The organism is Parapusillimonas granuli, assembly GCF_013416525.1.
GTDB lineage: Bacteria > Pseudomonadota > Gammaproteobacteria > Burkholderiales > Burkholderiaceae_B > Parapusillimonas > Parapusillimonas granuli.
Map to the genome: position 1 here is coordinate 215108 of NZ_JACCEM010000005.1, position 16451 is coordinate 231558.

Sequence of the window (16451 nt, forward strand, 5' to 3'; positions counted from 1 at the left end):
CGATCCTTTCATCAAACGGTTAATTGTTCAGCCGGAACGCGCACGCACATGTCGGCCAGTTCATCGGTCATGATGACCTGACAGGACAGGCGGCTGGTTTCCGATGCGTCGGGGACGATCTGCAGCAAGGCGGCTTCGGCCATGCCCGCGGGTTCCAGGAGGTCGAAGCATTCTTTCTGGATATGGACATGACAGGTGCCGCAGATGGCGCCGCCGCCGCATTCGGCGACGATGCCTTCTATGCCGTCCTGGCGGGCGGCTTCCATCAGGGAGACGCCCACCGGCACCTCCAGGGCTCGTTCGGCGCCGTCGGGCAGTAGGAATCTAACGGTTGGCATTGGCTGTCTCCTGGTTGCGGCGAGGCGCTAGGGTTGTGGGGGCGACCCGATGCGCTTCATGGATTTGATGAACTCCACCGGGCTGTCCAGCGCTTCCACCGCGGCGAGCAGGCCCTGCTGATAGCGCTCGACCAGCCAGCCGTTTGCGCTGCGGGTGACGACGTCTTGCACCGCGATGGCGGGGTTGACGATGCCGGCGATCTGCAGGCGCCGGCCGTGCTGCTCGGACCAGAACGTGGGCGGGCGCCCGGCGGGCGGGGCTTGCATGGCGATGGCGGCGGCCGCCGCGCGTGCGCTGTCGAGCGCGTTCTGCACGCTTTCGACGCGCGCGCGGGCGCCGAGTTCGTGCCGATAGGCGCGGGCGCAATCGCCGATGGCGAAGACCGCGGGCGCCGAACTGCGGAACTGTGCGTCGACCAGGATGCCGCCGTCGCAGGCGATGCCCGCGCTTTCGGCCAGGCCGGTGTCGGGTTCCGCGCCGATGGACACCAGCACCGCGTCGGCGTCGTATGAGGTGCCGTCCGGCAGCAGCGCGGTCCAGCCGCCGCCCGGCCTGGCCGCCCAGTCCACCCGGGTTGCGTTGCGGCGCAGGCATATGCCCGCCTGGCCGTGCATGGCGTCGAATTCCGTGGACGCATGCGCCGAGACCTTGCCGGACATCAGGGCGGGCGAAGATTCCAGCACGACGACTTGCGCGCCCAGCTTGGCGGCGGTGGCGGCGGCTTCCAGGCCGAGATAGCCGCCGCCGACCACCAGCAGCCGGCATGCGTCGGCCAGCCGGGCCTGCAAGGCGCGCGCATCGGCCAGGTTGCGCAGCACGTAGACATCGGGCCCATGCAGCACCGGCAGGGTGCGCGCATGCGCGCCGGTGGCGATGACGCAGTGCTGGAAGCCGATGCGGCGGCCCGAGGCCGTGGTGACGACGCTGGACGCGCAATCGAGCTGCGCGGCCGGGTCGCCGGCGTGGACCTGGATGCCGTGTTTTTCGTATACCTGGGGCGAGCGCAGGGCGAGGCGTTCGGCGGCCATGGCGCCCGACAGAAACCCCTTGGACAGCGGCGGGCGCTGATAGGGCTCGCACGCTTCGGCGCCCAGCAGGGTGATGGGCAGCGTGTAGCCGGCGGTGCGCAGCGCGAATGCGCATTCGACGCCGGCATGGCCCGCGCCGATGATGACGGTGCCGGGCGCCGATTGCTGTGCCGCGAGCGTTTCAGGGGTCGTAGACATTGCGTTTGCCGGTTTACTTCAATGCGCCGCTGGTGAAATGGCTGCTGCTGCGCAGCCGCGATTCCGTGTTTTCTATGTGATTGCGCGCGCACTGGCGGGCCAGCTCGGGGTCGCCGCGCTGTATGGCCTGGTAGATGATTTCGTGTTCGCGTTGCGCATCGGTGCCCCGCTTGGCCTTGGCCGAGCGGGTGCGCGAGACTCTCAGGTTGTCTCGCAGCAGGCGGCTGAGGAAGTGGAAGAATTCGACGTAGTGTTCGTTGCGGGTGGCTTCGGCGATGGCGCGGTGGAAGCGCAGGTCGGCCTCGATGCCGGCGGCGATGTCGTCGGATTCTATCGCCCGGGCCATGTCGTCCAGCGCTTTGCGCATGGCCTGCAAGTCGTCGTCGTTGTGGCGGGCGGCGGCCAGGGAGGCCGCTTCGATCTCGAAGCCGCGGCGCAGTTCGACGATGGCGAGGATTTCATCGAGATTGTCTTCGTCGGCCGCGTGCATGCGCAGCACGGAGGGGCGCGCCACCGCCTGGACGGCCAGGCCGCGCCCTTGCTTGCTGGACACCAGGCCGTCGGCCTTCAGGCGGGACACGGCTTCGCGCAGGACGGTGCGGGATACGCCGAGGCGGTCGGCGATGGTTTGCTCGGGGGGCAGGACTTCGCCCAGCTTGTAGTTGCCGCTGGTGATTTCGTTGGCCAGGACTTCGGTGATGCGGTCCGTAAGATTCGGTTCAGCGCGTGAGGTGGAATTGCCTTGTGGCTTCAGTAGGTTCATGGTCACGTCTCTGCTTGTCTGCTGGATGGGCAGTTTATGCGATTATACTACAAAGTATTGGGTTGAGAAGATGGTGGCTGGATTTTCTATGTTGTCACTGGACTATGGGCCGATTTGGGCGCGGCGGTCGGGTGTGTGGTAATACTATAATCATATAGTGTTATTTTTGCCGTCGGCCGCCCTTGTTGCGGCTCTTGTGGTGGCGGGGGCGGCGCCCAAGCAATGTTATCGTATGCGTGTCCGCGCCCGTTTCCGGGGCGGCGCCCAGGCACTATTTCAGAGGCATGCAACCATGACCACCACGGCAGAAACCACCGACGTCACCTACCCGTTGAGCACGGACATCAACATCGTGTTCAGCGCGTATGAAGACCGTTTGATCGTCAACGCCGAAAGGCCCAGGCATGGGGCGGTGCACATGCTGCTGACGCGGCGCATGACCATGATCGTCCTGCACCAGCTGTTGACCAAGCTGCCCGAACTGACCGGCCTGGACCAGACGCCGGCGGAATATTGGCAAGAGGTGCTGCAGATGGCGCATCAGAAAGCCATGCAAGCCAAGCGGGACACCGACAAGGCGGCGGAAGGGGCGGCGGGCCCGCAGGCCGGGGAAGCCGAAGGCGCCGCGGACGCGGCGGCCGATGCGGCGCCGCAGGCGGCGATTTATCTGGCCACGGAATTGATCATCAAGCTGGACGACAAGCAGTTGATCCTGGCCTTCAAGGGCCTGCCCATGCCGAAGGCCATGACCCAGGCCAGCGCCCACGAGCCGGTGTTCGCCATGCCTTTGTCGCCCGACCATGTGCACCAGCTGATCGAGCTGTTGATCAAGAAGGCGCAGGACGCCCAGTGGCATTTGCCGCTGGATCTTCCCTGGCTGGAAAGCCCCGCGCCGCAAACCACCACGCTGGGCGTGCTGCTGCACTGACCGCCCAGCTGCCCGCCCGATCGGCCGGCGAGCCCGCCGGCCGGGCGTCTCCACATGCTCCGCCGGCTTTGTTGGCCGGCCTCATTGCTTGGCGTCAGTTACATATGTAGAATTATGATACATAAAGTAATGCTGGAGATGGAATGGTTGTCACCGCCCCCTTGTTCTATACAGAGTGGTATCTGCTACATAACCCCGACGTCACGGAAGCCGTCAGCCAGGGGCTGATCGAACCGCTGGAGCACTTCTTGCGTTACGGCCTCAAAGAAGGCCGTTCGCCCGGGCCATTGTTCGACGTGCAGTTTTATCTTCACGGCAACCCCGACGTCGCCGCCGCGGTCGCGCGCGGCGAAACCACGGCCTACGAGCATTTTCTCACTTACGGCATCTACGAGGGCAGGGCCCCGATCGCCCTGTTCGACGCCGCCTACTACCTGCGCCACAACCCGGACGTGGCGGATGCCGTGCGGGCCGGGCACTTCACCCCCATCCAGCATTTCGTGGAATACGGCCAATACGAAGGCCGCATCGTGACGCCCATCATCAACCTGGCCGCCTACATGGACGCCAACCCCGACGTGCAGCGCGCGGTAGAGGACGGCCAGATGTCCGCCATGGAGCACCTGATGCTTTACGGCATACGCGAGAAACGTGGCCTGGGCAATGGAATAGACTTCGGCATGATGGACGGCGATCCGGTGTTCCTGCGATTGCTTGCGGAAGGGAAGATTGTCGATGCGCTGCTGCGGGTGGCGGAAGTGGCGCCGTATCTGCCGGATTATGGTCCGCCGGATCCTAAGCCGGGGCCTGATCCTGATCCGCAGGGGTGGGGAACGCTTGATAATCCGTACCCCCTCAAGCCGGAGGTGCTCAAGTATCAGCTACCCAATGCGGAAAACTATATCAAGCTTGCGGACTTGTCGGATAGCCAATGGCAAACCGTCAATGGGGGCTCTGTATACAATTATTTCCTGGCGACAGGCTCGGCTGCGTTAACGGATCGGCTCACCATCAATGGGGGCGTTTCCGACGAACTGTATGCCACCTTGGATCAACCGCTCGACTCCAAGTATGCGCCTCGCTTAAAGAACATTCCCGTTCTACACCTGACGGCGACTTCGGAAAGCGGCCTGGACCTTCGCAATTCAGAAGGAATATTGGAGATATCCAATGAAGCGTCCGTATCCAATCTGACTGTAACCAATGTGCCTGTCTTGATATCTGGCTCAGATATCTTTCCGCTCGCGTTGAGTGCGAAGGGCATCGGGGAGGGTATCGATCATGAATTCGTTGTGGTGTATCAAGAACCAATGGAGCCTTGCGGCTGCGGTTCGGAGCAGACATTGCGTTTGGACGATGCGCATTTGGCGCGCTTATCCGTCACTGCCTTGGATGGCGGTGGTGAGGTCTCGGCCAATATTTCGACTTTGTTGCTTGCCGCGTATGGCAACAGCGGAATCAGGAGCTTCAAAAGCGACGCCGGGGGCGTAGGGCTGGATGGCAGTCTCATTATGCTGCTAGTAGAGGGCTCCGGCTCATTGGAATTGAACTTGGCGGAGCTAAAGGGAAATGGCGGGGCCGACGTCGTATACACCAACGTGAGCGCTTATCTAGCCGAGGCCATGGTGCTGACTCTTGCTGAGTTGGATGGCGCCGTAGGGAACAAGAGCGACCTATCACCGGTACGTGGAGGGCGCAAGTCAGATCATTTGATTACAGTGCCTCCCCTGGAAGAAGGGGCGATAGTCGAAATCCAAAATATGACATTGACCTCGACATGGAACTATGAGGAAAGCCCGGTCGTAAACGACGTCATTGATTTGACGGAGTGGTTCATTAGCAAGGACAACCTCATCGCCAGTGTAGCTTCGCTGACCATTGCAGAGGGAGACTTGGTAAAAACCAGTGAGTCTTTACGTTATGTAGATTTCATCTTCTGCTTCGACATGAACGGTGCAGATCCCGGTGGAACATCAACGCTCATCCTGAGCAACATCGTCACAGTCGACGAATACAATTTCATGCTGAAGGCGATCGATACCGTCAATGCAAATGGCCTGACGGACACTCTTGACTTGATAGGTTGGGGTGGCACGATTTCGGACGGAGTTCTATACGATGAATTTTCGTATCCGCCGACCTCTGGAACCGAGATAGTGATAGCCGGAGCCGGTTTTGGCCGGGATGCCATATCGGGCATCGTCGGCGTGTTGGTGGATGAAGAAAGCATCATGTTGTGATGCCATGACGCGCCATCGTGGGCGGCCATAAGGCAGGCGCCACGCATGGTGCCTCAGCCCTGCCTGCCCATTTCATCCCGCCTCACGAATCATCCCAGTTCATGCCAGCCCGCCGCCGCTCGTTTACCGGCGGCGGTGCTTCCACACTTGCTCTCCAATCCGTAAGCAGATATGCAGCTCGTAGGCTGATGAGCCCGGCGCGCCTATGCGAGATCAGCCACCCTGGCAACAATAAGTTAATTCCAACATGAATATTGGAAAATTTTCACAAGTGACAATTTTTAGAAGCATTATGAAAAATTCAACCACATAATGCAAATCATTGATTTATCAGAATAAATTTTTTATACCACATCACTTTCCCAGAAAACACGAGTAAAATAAGCCATTCTCATATGTAACTATTATTACAATTAAACACATATGAACCCAGTTTCGGTGCAGCACGACACAGGAGACTGTCATGGCAACTGAACTCAAGGTTTTCAGTCTTAAATGGTATTTGGACCACAACCCCGACGTAGCTGCGGCGGTCGCCCAGGGGTTGGTGGATGCCTTCCAGCACTTCGAACAATATGGAAAGGCCGAAGGGCGCTCCATGGGGCCGCTGTTCGACGTGGATTTGTACCTGGCCCAGAATCCGGACGTCGCGGCGGCGGTCGAGCGCGGGGAAACCACCGCCTACGACCACTTCATCCAATACGGTGCGGGCGAAGACCGGACGCCTTCCGCGCTGTTCGACGAAGCTTTCTACCTATTGCAGAACCCCGATGTGGCCGCCGCGGTGCAGGCCGGCACCATGACGGCGGTTCAGCACTTCCTGTCCTACGGCCAAAGCGAGCCGCGCCCATTCAACCCCTCCATCGACCTGGGCGCCTACCTGGAAGCCAACCCCGACGTGGCCGCCGCGGTGCAGAACGGCTTCATGAGCGCAATGGAGCACCTGATGGTCTACGGCGCCGGCGAAGCGCGCGACCTGGGCAACGGGGTGAACCTGGGCATGTTCGCCAATGACGGCACCTTCCAGCAGGCACTGTCCTCCGGGAACATCGCAGGCGCCCTGCTGCGCGTGGGCGAGGTCGCCCCGTTCCTGCCCACCTTCCAGCCCCCGGCCGGGTGGACGCCCCCGCCAGATACGCCGATTCCCGTCGATTTCGTCCCGCCGGCCGGCATACAGCTGGTGATCCCGCCAAGCGTGATCGTGCCGCCGGGTACGGAATTGCCGCCCACCTTCACGCCGCCAACGCCCACGCCTGGGGGCGGTGGCGGAAGCCCCAGCCCGACGTTCACGGTGACGCTCGGCGGCGATGGGACGCTGACTTTTTCGGGGACGGCGACTGGCGACATCATCATGACGGTGGATGATGGCGGTGTTGCGACATTCGTTCGAGGTTCGGTGACCGCGTCGTTGAAGCCCAATATGGGGAGCATCCATAACATCGTTGTCGAAGCAAATACGGTACTTCAGGCAGCGGAAGATGTGGTCAGCAGTTTGTCTCGAATTGATTTGGTCAATGGTGGAAAGCTGCGCGTCGAAACGAACTTCACACCACTTGGCGATGGAAATCAGAAATTAGAAAGCGCAAATATCGCGCAAGTGTACGTGGGCGATATGAATGGGCCTGCGGCCGTATGGGATAGCGTATTGGTCACCAGCAATGATATTGCTGATAAATTCAAGCTGTTCTGGGTGACGGGCGATGAGGAATACTACCGCCTATTAAGTTCCAGTGATCAACAGGCCAAAACCATTGTGAATGACGCCAATCTTGAATTGAGCGTCATCTATGCCGCTTACTTAAAGAATGGTGGAGATCCGATTTGGGACGTCGTGCAAACTAAGGATGGTGGAGTGCCTCATTGGGATATTCGTCAGCAATCATTGCATGACAACCTCATGGGGAACCTGAATCGTACAGTGGTGGCTGGCCGTGTGGCAGATGAGGTGCTGAGCATCCCGGCCAGTGAAGGGGCGTACATGGATGCCTCTAGCACGTTTGGCGGCCGGCCATATCACGATGGGAAGCTGAGCAAAACAGAGAATCAAGAAAAAACCGTCGCATGGGACCTCGCGCATGGAGTTGAGCGTAGCGCGAGTGACAGGGCGGTAATCCAAAATGAGATTTATGTCGTCCGGGAGGTTGCTAACGGAACGGATGTCGTTACGAAATACGCTACCGTCCAGTCGGCAGTGAATGCTGCTCAAGCTAACGACGTAATTTACGTTGGACCGGGCATGTTTCATGAAGACATTAATGTGGGGATGAACGACCTCCATGTCATTCTTTCCGCCGGCTCCGTCATAGACGGAGGTTTTGTCGTGCGTAGCAGCGCGGATGGTTTCCATCTTTCGGGTGATGGATCCATTTATGGCATGGAGACGAACTTGGTTGCCGGCTCCAAAGGTAAGGGGGTATATATACAGAGCGGCGCGGACGTTACGGTCGACGGTGTTCAGTTCACGTATGATGGTGGTGATACGGGTCAAATTCGCGGCATCGAGGTGGAAAACGGAAGCAGCGTCGTTACCGTGGATGGCTCGACTTTTACAGGATGGTTGACAGGAATATACGTCAATGGCGGCAATGAGCTTACCGTATCGAACAGCTTTTTCTCTGCCGGGCAGGTAGGGATTGGTACCGATGGGCCCGCCAAGCTCAGCGTCAAGAGCAGCAGCTTCGAGACAACATCGGAAGCGATAGGATTGACGCAAGAAAAAATGATCCGAAACTTGGACATCAGCGGAAACACGTATGGTGAAACTCCAATCTCCATTGCGAATCATGGTATCGACACCGGCGTAGACGAGCTTCAGGGAACGAACGTCATTGTGGTGGCGAACGGTCAAGCCATTCAGAACGCTGTAAACAAGTTGGCCAATGTCCTGACAGAAGGAGTTGGGCAAGTCATTTTGGGTAAAGGAAATTTCACGGGAGACGTCGCTCTTAATGGAAATATCCAATTGATCGGCCAAGGAGAGGATTTCTCCAAGGTAGTGGGAAGCATAAAAATCAACGTTCCGTCAGACGCCGGCAAAGTCGTTGAAAACGTCCTGCTAAGCGCCTTTACGGTAGACCCGGACGGAGCCGGGTCATTCCCAATTATTGCCTACTCCAATATGGACGAAATTTACAATACCGACGGGCTATCAATCATTGGTGTCAAGATCATGGCGGATGGGCAGCATGGCCTCGGACTGTTCGATGTAAGGAACGCGTATTTGCAAGACTTGATCATTTTCTGGGAGGGAGATTCCCAACCAACCGGCAAATTCGGTATAGAAGCCATTGGATTGCAAGGCGCCACACTTAAGAATATATCGATGCAAGGATTTTCCACCGATGGCACTTTTGAAATGTTAAATATTTGGCTCCATGATGGTTACGAGTCCAACGGGAATATTCAAATTATTGGGGTAAACAATTTGCTCGACCAGATTCTCTATCCTAGTCCTGGCTGAATGGTGCCCACAAATTGGCCGCCACCCCATTCGAATACCCCGAGACGAACTCCTTCGCCGCGCCGCTTTGCGGGTCGTACACCGAGCGGCGGATCCTTCCTATGTTGCCGCCGTATAGATGGATGCTGATGGAGACCCGGTCCGCATAGGCGTTGCTGACGCGATGGATGTCGCCGATCTTGGGGGATACACAGGCGACTTCGCCGGGGTTCAGGCGGGTTTCGGGGCCGGCGGGCGCCAGGCCGCCGCTGCCGCGGCGGTAATGCTGTTCCAGTTCGGCGCCTCGCAGCATGGCGATGACGCCCCATACGGTGTGGTCGTGGATGGGGGTTTTCTGGCCCGGTCCCCAAACGAAGCTGACCAATGAGAAGCGGTCCAGCGGGTCGCCGTACAGCAGGTACTGCCTATAGAACTCGGGGTGGGGCCGGGCGAAGGCGTCGGGCAGCCAGTCGTCGCGGGCGACCAGGTCGCGCATCAGGTCGCGGGCCTGGTCCAGTATGGAGTCATCGCCGGGGGCGCGGTCCTGCGTCAAGCGGGTCAGGCCGGCCACGGTGTTCAACAGTCGTTCGGTGTTCATTTCACGCCTCCTGCGCCAACGAACGGGCCAGGGCCTTGCGGTCGATCTTGCCGACGGAATTTTCGGGCAGGCTGTCCACGAAGTAGACGTCTTCCAATTGGTAGATGCGCGACAGGCGCTCGCTGACGGCGGCCTGGATGCGGGCCTTGTCCTGGCGGGCGGGGTCGGCGGGCACGACGAAGGCGACGGGGACTTCGCCCAGGTCGGCGTCGGGCCGGCCCACCACGCAGCAGCTGCTTACGTCGGGGCAGGCGCTGATGGCTTGCTCGATGAGGGCGGGGGATATGTTTTCTCCGCCGCGTATGATCACGTCTTTCAGCCGGCCGGTGATGTAGAAGTAGCCCTCTTCGTCCACGCGTCCCAGGTCGCCGCTGCGCAGGACGGGTCCGGCAGGCTCCTGCACGCCGTCTTCCTTCACGCCCAGGTAGCCCAGCATCAGGCTGTCGCCTTCGATGCATATTTCGCCGTCCACGCCCGGCTGGTCGATGATGCCGCCGTCGGCGGCGCGGAGGTAGACGCGCTGGTGGGGCAGCGCCTTGCCGATGGAGCCGATCTTGCGCTTCGAGGGCGGGTTGATGGTCGAGGTGCAGGTGGCTTCGGACAAGCCATAGGACACGACCAGCGGGCATTTGAGCACCGCTTCTATCCGGGCGTGCAGCTCGCGGGTGATGGGGGCGGAGCCGCAGCGCGCGAAGCGCAGGGCGGCAAGGCTTGCGGCCGTGAAGTCCAGGTCGAGCATGCGGGAATACATCGTGGGCACGCCGGTGATGATGGTGGGACGGTGCGTGTCCAGCAGCCTGGGCGTGTCCGGCGCGCGGAAGCGGCCGGCCAGCACGACGTGGGCGCCCGCCAGGAAGGGGCTGAAAATCTGGTTGTTGAGGCCGTTGGTGTGGTACAGCGGCATGACGTGCAGCAGCTTGTCGGCCGGCGCCAGGCCGGTCAGCGGAACGACGCCCCGGGCATTGTTGAGCAGGCCCTTGTGGCTGAGCAGCACGCCCTTGGGCCGCCCGGTGCTGCCGGACGTGAACAGCAGCAGGCCGGGGTCTTCGGGCCGAATGCCGTCGGCCCAGCAGGGCGGGGCGTCGGGCAGCGCGTCGATGCGCAATCGCCGCGTGCCGTCGGCCAGGTCCAGGCTGGGCAGGTTGACGGCGTCGGCCAGCACGATTCCGGCGCCGACGGAACGCAGGCGGTCGCGGATTTCCTCCTGGGTCAGCCGGGGTTCCAGCGGGCACGGGCAGGCGCCCGCCGCCATGACGGCCAGGATGGCGACCACGGCATCGGGTGAGCGTTCCATGGCCAGGGCCACCAGCTGCCGCGGCTGGACACCGGCCTGGCGCAAGCGGCCCGCCAGGGCGCTGACCCGTTCGTACAGGGCGCCGTACGACAGGGTGGCGGCGCCGGCGGCGTCGCTCAGGGCCGGGCGCGATGCCCAGGATTCCGACCGCCACAGCGATGGATAGGCGGCCGGCAGGCTGGCGTGGTGCATGGGGCCTCCTATCGCAGGGTCACGGCGGCGTCGCGTTCGAAGGCGCCGTCCGGGTCCAGGGCGGCCAGTGCGTCGATTTCGCGCTGCGTGGGCGGTTCGGTCGGGCGGGCCCCTTCGCTGTCGAATTCGAAGCCGGTGCGCGCCTTGACTTCTTCCAGGCTGGATTCGGGATGCCAGGACTGCAGGGCCAGGCGGCCGTTCTTTTTCACGAAGACGGCGATGGGGGTGGCCACGCCGTGGAAGCCGCCCCAGGAAGTGCGGAAATGCAGTTTCTCGACGAAGGTGCGCGGAGAGTGTTCGGTGCGCCAGGTGCAGGCGCGCCGCGCCGTGGGCAGCATGACGGCGCCGCCGCCGCCGCCCGGCAGGCGCACCTTGGGCTGGTGCCAGTCGCCGATGCAGGAGTTGTTGGCATTGCCTTCGCCGTCGATCTGGGCGGCGCCCAGGAAGGTGAGGTCCATGCGGCCCCGGCAGCAGAGGTCGTAGAAGTCTTCGTTGGCGAATATGGATGCGGAATGTTCGGCAAGCACCGGGTCGGAGCTGGAGACGGGAATCTTGGACGGACGCGGGTCCACGCCGCCGGCCACGTTGATGTAGATGAAATCCCAGTCGTAGGCCTGTTTGGCCATCAGGCAGGCCAGCATGGGCATGGTGGAATTCACGCCGCTGAAGGTGATTTCGTTGGGCCGGATGAAGCGGGCCAGATTGGTGACGATATAAGAGAAAGGGGACCAGTTCGTATTCATTGGGCATGCTCCGGCAAGGCTTCGGGGGCGGCGTCCAGGTGGGCCTGCAAGGCGTCGGGACCGGGTTCCAGGTACCGTTCCACGGCGGGGTAGTCGATTTCATAATCCGGCCAGCACGACCCCGGCCATGCGCCGTTCGGCACCACGGCATAGGCCTGCACCAGGAAGTAGGGGATGAGCGTGACCTCGGGCTGGCGCTCGAAGACTTCGCTGTCCACCAGGCGTTCGGCCACGACCAGGACGCGCTTGGCCGAGCGGCTCATGATGCGGTCCCAATGCGAGGTTCCCAGCACGCGCACATTGCCCTTGGCGTCGACCTCGTTGGCGTGGATGACCGCGACGTCGGGCTGGATGGCGGGGATCACCCAGACGGGGTCGCCTTTGCCGTAGGGGTCGTCCAGCTTCTTCCAGCCGTTGATGTCGATGAGATGGCTGCCTTCCACCCCGGCGCAGGGCTGGAAGGGCGTGCCGAAAGCGGCGGCGCGCAGGCCGGCGGTCAGCGTGGCGCAGGCGTGCTCTTCCAGTTCGAGCGCCCCGGTTTCGATGGCCTTGCGGTAGTTGGGCGCCAGGCCGAAGTTTCCTTCCATGGCGACGATGCCGGTGCGCGCGCGGGTGGCGACGCCGGCGCGGCACAGCAGGTCGATGTCGTAGCCGGGGGACTGCTTCACGATTTCGAGGTTGGCTTTCTTCTGCCGGACGAGCTCGCGCACGAGCGCGAAGGGGCCGCGATGCAGGAAGCTGCCCCCCAGGGCCACCGAGGCGCCGTCGGGGATCAGCGCGGCCAGTTCCTGTATGGACACCTGCTTGTCGGGGTTGTTGAATCCAGATGACATGTCGTTCTCCTGAGCGGCGGGATCATCCCGCCAGGTATTGCTGTATGCGGCCCTTGAAGCCGGGCTTGGATGCGGAGCGCACGAGCGCCGCCATATCGGCCGCGGCGTCGTTCAAGTCCAGCGCGGCGTACAGGCCGGCCCGCGTGTCGGCGGACAGCGCGGCGGCGGTTTGTTCCGCTTCTTGCAGCAGGCCGGGCCATTCGCTTTCGGGGGCGGTTAGCGTGGCGAAGCCGATGCGCAAGGCCTCGTCGGCCTGGAAGGCGCGGGCGCTGCCCAGGATGGACAGCGCATGGGCGGGGCCGACGATGTTGCGGAAGCGCCGGGTGCCGAGCACGAGGCCGAATTTCAGCCCGGGCATGCGGAAGCCGGCGTCGGGCGTGCAGTAGCGCAGCTTGCACGCGGCGAACAGGTCCACGCCCGCGCCGAAATTCTTGCCATGCGCCAAGCCGACGGTCAGCGCGGGCGAGCCGGCCACCCGCTGCAGGAGCGTTTCGATGCGCACCATGCGCAGCACCAGGTCTCCTTCGCTTTGTTCCTCGTAGCCGGTGAAGTCGAAACCCGCGCTGAGGTTCTTGCCCGCGCCACGGAAGACCAGGAGCGGAACGCCGGCGGCATGGGCGGATTCGACCCCTTCGATCAGGGCTTCGACCAGTTCGCTCGACAGCGCGTTGCGCTTTTCGGGCCGGTTCAGGGTGAATGTCCAGCCGCCCGGCAGGCGGTCTATGGTGAGCAGGTCCGGCATGGGGCTTACTCCACCGTCTGGGGCTTCAAGAGCCCGTCGAAGACTTCTTCGTTGTGCTCGCCCAACGCGGGCGGGCGCAGGCGGACGTCCGCCGTGCGGGCATCGAAGCGGATGGGGGAAACGAAAGTGCGGGTGCGCACGCCGTTGGGGAGTTCCAGGTCGCGCACCCACTGCATGTGTTCGACCTGGGGGTCCGCCAGCACGTCTGAATAGTTGTTGATGGGGGCGCAAGGCACGCCGGCGGCGCGGAAACGCTCGAGCCAGGCGTCGGCGTCGGCGGTCTGGAAGATGGCTTCCAGGATCTCGCGCAAGGCGTCCTGGTTGACGGCGCGGTCCGTTGGGTTCAGGAAGCGGGCGTCCTGGAACAAGTCCGCGCGTTCGACCACGGCGCACACCGATTTCCACAGGGAATTATTGCCGGCCGCCATGCCGAAGTAGCCGTCCTTGCAGCGGAACACCTGGTAGGGCGCATTGCGCGGGTGGGCCGAACCCAGCTTGACCGGGTCGACGCCCGTGCCGAAGTATTGGGAGGTCTGCAAGGCCGCGATGCCCAGGGTGGCGCCCAGCATCGAGACGTCTATGTGCGTGCCTTCGCCGCTTTGCGCCACGCCGCGCAAGGCGGCGGCGATGGAAAAGGCGGCATACAGGCCGGCCGTGAAGTCGCAGACCGGAACCCCGCATTTGACGGGGGCGCCGTCCGGCTCGCCGGTGACGCTCATGAGCCCGCTCATGGCTTGCAGGGTCAGGTCGAACCCGCCTTCCTGGCTGCGCGGGCCGCTTTGGCCGTAGGCCGAGATCGAACAATAGATCAGGGCGGGGTTGCGCTTGCGCATGTCGGCGTAGCCCAGGCCCAGGCGGTCCATGACGCCGGGGCGGTTGTTTTCGATCAGGACGTCGGCCTGGGCGATGAGGTCGGCGGCAAGCCGCTGGTCGCGGTCGTTCTTCAGGTTCAGGGTGACCGAACGCTTGTTGCGATTGAGGGAGGCGAAGTTTTCGCTGTAGCCGTCGGTGATGGGCGCCCAGCTGCGCAGGGTGTCGCCGCAATCGGGCTGTTCGATCTTGACGACGTCGGCGCCCATGTCGGCCAGCAGCAGGCCGCAGAAGGGGCCCGCGGCCACATTGCAGACCTCGATGACGCGTATGCCTTTCAGCGTTGATTCCTGATTCATTGGATTTCCTTTATGTTGCGATGCCGAAATAGCCGCCGCGATAACCCATGTGCGCGGACAGGTCCCTTGCGGCTTGTTGTACGAGCGGCGCGAATTGCGCCATTTTCTGATTGGTGAGCCGTTCCAGAGGCCCGGAGATGCCCAGGGCGGCCACGACCTTGTCGAGCCCATTGAAGACGGGGGCCGCGATGCCGCCTATGCCCTGGCGCCATTCGCCGCGGTTGATGGCATAGCCGATGCGGGCGATGTCGGCCAGTTCGTGCTTGAGCGCAGGAATGGAGATATGGGTGTTTTCGGTGTGCTTGCGGACCGAATTGCCGTAGTGCTCGATGTAGTCGGGCGCCTGGAAGGCCAGCAGGGCCTTGCCGGTGGCCACGGCGTAGGCGGGAGCCCGCCCCCCCACGGTGGAATAGGCCAGCAGGGGCTGGGCGCTGTCGATCTTGTCGACGTAGACCACGTCGAGCCCGTCGAGGACCGACAGGTGGACGGTTTCCCGGGTTTCGCGGGCGAGATCGCGCATGAACGGGGGCGCGAGCCGGCGGGCGTCCATGCCGGCGAGCTGGCGCGCGCCCAGTTCGAACATCTTGAGCGTGCAGCGGTAGGCGCCGGTGTCGGGATCGCGGCGCACGTACCCCGCATGCGTCAGCGTTTGCAGCGTGCGGTGGGTGTTGCTGCGGGTCAGGCCGACTTCCGCGGCGATCTGGTCCAGCGTGAGGACCTCGCCGTCGAGCCGGCTGATGGTTTCCAGCACAGTGAGCCCTTTCAGTAAAGTTTTGTCCACTTCAATCCTAATTATTGGGAAATATAAGGGATTCTACCGCTTTTTATAGATGATTTGCCTCAATTTCCGCTAGATGTATGTTATATATTCGCCTACAAAAAATCAAATATTAAAATCAACATTCCAATATTTAGGAAATTATAGGAGATAAGCCATGTTCAAGAAAGTCTGCCGCCTGTTCGTCGCCGCTGCGCTGGCGACCACCGCTTCCTTCGCGGCCGCCGCGCCCTGGCCCGACGGGCCGGTGCGCATGATCGTGCCCTACCCGCCCGGCGGAGCCACCGACTTTTCCGCCCGCGTCTATGCGGAACACCTGGGCAAGATCCTGGGCAAGCCCATCGTGGTGGAAAACAAGGCCGGGGCCGCCGGCGAGATCGGCTCGCAATTCGTGGCGGCCGCGCCGGCCGACGGCTATACCTTGCTGCTGGGCGCGCTGGGCAGCATGGCCATCAATTCGCTGCTGCCGTCCAAGAAGCAGCCATACAAATTCCCCGAGGCGTTCGAGGGCGTGTCCATGGCGACGTCCACGCCGCTGGCCGTGGTGGTCCGCGCCGATCTTCCGGTGAAGAACATCCAGGAACTCATCGCCTACGCCAAGAAAAACAGCGGGCAGGTCAGCTATGGTTCAGCCGGCTATGGCTCGTCGCAGCACATGACGGCCGAGAAATTCCAGCAGGCGACCGGCATCAAGCTGCTGCACGTGCCCTACAAAGGCAGCGGGCCGGCGCTCACCGACCTCATCGGCGGCCAGGTCGACATGGTGTTCGACACCATGCCAACCCTGATGGGCCATGTGGGCAACAGCAAGCTGCGCTTCCTGGCGGTCACGACCAAGGACCGCGCCAAGACCTTGCCGAACGTGCCGACGCTGCAGGAGGAAGGCGTGAAGAATTTCGACGTTAGCACGCGTTATGTGCTGCTGGCGCCCAAGGGCACGCCAGAGCCCATCCGCCAGCTGGTGTCCGACGCCATGAAAAAAGCCGCCGCCGAGCCTTCCGTCCAGAAAGCCATGGCCGGCCAGGGCGCCGACGCCGTGCCGACCGCGCCCGACGAAACCTACCAGGCGCTTGCCGCCGAAGTCGCCATCTGGGCCGACGTCGTGAAGAACGCCGACCTGAAGTAAGGACGTCATGGGAACGGGCGGCGGGTGCCGCCGCCCGTCTC

14 protein-coding genes are annotated in these 16451 nt (G+C 62.3%); 4 read left to right on the forward strand and 10 right to left on the reverse strand.

The features are described 5' to 3' along the window. Positions 1 to 11: 11 nt before the first annotated feature. From H0A72_RS10900 to H0A72_RS10910, 3 genes are read right to left on the reverse strand one after another with little or no spacing between them, the layout of a single operon-like run. Positions 12 to 338 carry a 2Fe-2S iron-sulfur cluster-binding protein gene (locus tag H0A72_RS10900; protein WP_180155141.1) on the reverse strand — a complete coding sequence of 109 codons (327 nt, stop codon included), beginning with the start codon at positions 336 to 338 and terminating at the stop codon, positions 12 to 14. 27 nt (positions 339 to 365) lie between these two features. Continuing rightward, positions 366 to 1565, reverse strand: a complete 1200-nt coding sequence (locus H0A72_RS10905) for an FAD-dependent oxidoreductase (RefSeq protein ID WP_180155143.1) — start codon at positions 1563 to 1565, stop codon at positions 366 to 368. Positions 1566 to 1578: 13 nt separating this feature from the next. Then, the gene (locus H0A72_RS10910; protein ID WP_180155145.1) at positions 1579 to 2328 is read right to left on the reverse strand and encodes a FadR/GntR family transcriptional regulator; all 750 of its coding nucleotides are present in this window, start codon (positions 2326 to 2328) and stop codon (positions 1579 to 1581) included. 292 nt (positions 2329 to 2620) lie between these two features. Between H0A72_RS10910 and H0A72_RS10915 the strand changes: the two genes are divergently transcribed. The 3 genes from H0A72_RS10915 to H0A72_RS10925 all read left to right on the forward strand — a co-directional run bounded on the left by H0A72_RS10915 (position 2621) and on the right by H0A72_RS10925 (position 8956). Further along, complete coding sequence (locus H0A72_RS10915) at positions 2621 to 3256, forward strand: hypothetical protein (RefSeq protein ID WP_180155147.1); 636 nt, start codon at positions 2621 to 2623, stop codon at positions 3254 to 3256. 143 nt (positions 3257 to 3399) lie between these two features. Further along, positions 3400 to 5496, forward strand: coding sequence for a hypothetical protein (locus H0A72_RS10920; RefSeq protein ID WP_180155149.1), 2097 nt, complete (start codon positions 3400 to 3402; stop codon positions 5494 to 5496). Between the two features lie 463 nt (positions 5497 to 5959). After that, on the forward strand, positions 5960 to 8956 hold the full coding sequence (locus H0A72_RS10925) for a right-handed parallel beta-helix repeat-containing protein (protein WP_180155151.1): 2997 nt from the start codon (positions 5960 to 5962) through the stop codon (positions 8954 to 8956). Here H0A72_RS10925 and H0A72_RS10930 read toward each other — a convergent pair. From H0A72_RS10930 to H0A72_RS10960, 7 genes are read right to left on the reverse strand one after another with little or no spacing between them, the layout of a single operon-like run. Continuing rightward, positions 8943 to 9533 carry a cysteine dioxygenase family protein gene (locus H0A72_RS10930; protein ID WP_180155153.1) on the reverse strand — a complete coding sequence of 197 codons (591 nt, stop codon included), beginning with the start codon at positions 9531 to 9533 and terminating at the stop codon, positions 8943 to 8945. The two genes, H0A72_RS10925 and H0A72_RS10930, sit on opposite strands and share 14 nt — an antisense overlap. Before the next feature lies 1 nt (position 9534). After that, positions 9535 to 11019: a class I adenylate-forming enzyme family protein gene (locus tag H0A72_RS10935; RefSeq protein ID WP_180155155.1), complete on the reverse strand. Its 1485-nt coding sequence runs from the start codon at positions 11017 to 11019 to the stop codon at positions 9535 to 9537. A gap of 8 nt (positions 11020 to 11027) precedes the next feature. Further along, positions 11028 to 11762, reverse strand: a complete 735-nt coding sequence (locus H0A72_RS10940) for a CoA-transferase subunit beta (protein ID WP_180155158.1) — start codon at positions 11760 to 11762, stop codon at positions 11028 to 11030. Further along, positions 11759 to 12595 carry a CoA transferase subunit A gene (locus tag H0A72_RS10945; protein ID WP_180155159.1) on the reverse strand — a complete coding sequence of 279 codons (837 nt, stop codon included), beginning with the start codon at positions 12593 to 12595 and terminating at the stop codon, positions 11759 to 11761. Before H0A72_RS10945 ends, H0A72_RS10940 begins: the two co-directional genes overlap by 4 nt. Positions 12596 to 12617: 22 nt before the next feature. Continuing rightward, positions 12618 to 13337, reverse strand: a complete 720-nt coding sequence (locus tag H0A72_RS10950; protein WP_180155161.1) for an enoyl-CoA hydratase/isomerase family protein — start codon at positions 13335 to 13337, stop codon at positions 12618 to 12620. A 5-nt stretch (positions 13338 to 13342) separates the two neighbouring features. After that, the gene (locus H0A72_RS10955; protein ID WP_180155162.1) at positions 13343 to 14506 is read right to left on the reverse strand and encodes a CaiB/BaiF CoA transferase family protein; all 1164 of its coding nucleotides are present in this window, start codon (positions 14504 to 14506) and stop codon (positions 13343 to 13345) included. Positions 14507 to 14516: 10 nt separating this feature from the next. Further along, positions 14517 to 15287 (reverse strand): IclR family transcriptional regulator domain-containing protein, encoded by a 771-nt coding sequence (locus H0A72_RS10960; protein ID WP_180155164.1) that lies wholly within the window; start codon positions 15285 to 15287, stop codon positions 14517 to 14519. Positions 15288 to 15441: 154 nt separating this feature from the next. On the opposite strand from H0A72_RS10960, the gene H0A72_RS10965 reads away from it, so the two are divergent. Beyond that, the gene (locus H0A72_RS10965; RefSeq protein ID WP_180155166.1) at positions 15442 to 16410 is read left to right on the forward strand and encodes a Bug family tripartite tricarboxylate transporter substrate binding protein; all 969 of its coding nucleotides are present in this window, start codon (positions 15442 to 15444) and stop codon (positions 16408 to 16410) included. The last annotated feature ends 41 nt before the right edge of the window (positions 16411 to 16451 follow it).

What these genes read in the sequence shown, in the direction of transcription:
- H0A72_RS10900 (WP_180155141.1), bottom strand. Translation starts at nt 338, where the DNA reads ATGCCAACCGTTAGATTCCTACTGCCCGACGGCGCCGAACGAGCCCTG.
- H0A72_RS10905 (WP_180155143.1), bottom strand. Translation starts at nt 1,565, where the DNA reads ATGTCTACGACCCCTGAAACGCTCGCGGCACAGCAATCGGCGCCCGGC.
- H0A72_RS10910 (WP_180155145.1), bottom strand. Translation starts at nt 2,328, where the DNA reads ATGAACCTACTGAAGCCACAAGGCAATTCCACCTCACGCGCTGAACCG.
- H0A72_RS10915 (WP_180155147.1), top strand. Translation starts at nt 2,621, where the DNA reads ATGACCACCACGGCAGAAACCACCGACGTCACCTACCCGTTGAGCACG.
- H0A72_RS10920 (WP_180155149.1), top strand. Translation starts at nt 3,400, where the DNA reads ATGGTTGTCACCGCCCCCTTGTTCTATACAGAGTGGTATCTGCTACAT.
- H0A72_RS10925 (WP_180155151.1), top strand. Translation starts at nt 5,960, where the DNA reads ATGGCAACTGAACTCAAGGTTTTCAGTCTTAAATGGTATTTGGACCAC.
- H0A72_RS10930 (WP_180155153.1), bottom strand. Translation starts at nt 9,533, where the DNA reads ATGAACACCGAACGACTGTTGAACACCGTGGCCGGCCTGACCCGCTTG.
- H0A72_RS10935 (WP_180155155.1), bottom strand. Translation starts at nt 11,019, where the DNA reads ATGCACCACGCCAGCCTGCCGGCCGCCTATCCATCGCTGTGGCGGTCG.
- H0A72_RS10940 (WP_180155158.1), bottom strand. Translation starts at nt 11,762, where the DNA reads ATGAATACGAACTGGTCCCCTTTCTCTTATATCGTCACCAATCTGGCC.
- H0A72_RS10945 (WP_180155159.1), bottom strand. Translation starts at nt 12,595, where the DNA reads ATGTCATCTGGATTCAACAACCCCGACAAGCAGGTGTCCATACAGGAA.
- H0A72_RS10950 (WP_180155161.1), bottom strand. Translation starts at nt 13,337, where the DNA reads ATGCCGGACCTGCTCACCATAGACCGCCTGCCGGGCGGCTGGACATTC.
- H0A72_RS10955 (WP_180155162.1), bottom strand. Translation starts at nt 14,506, where the DNA reads ATGAATCAGGAATCAACGCTGAAAGGCATACGCGTCATCGAGGTCTGC.
- H0A72_RS10965 (WP_180155166.1), top strand. Translation starts at nt 15,442, where the DNA reads ATGTTCAAGAAAGTCTGCCGCCTGTTCGTCGCCGCTGCGCTGGCGACC.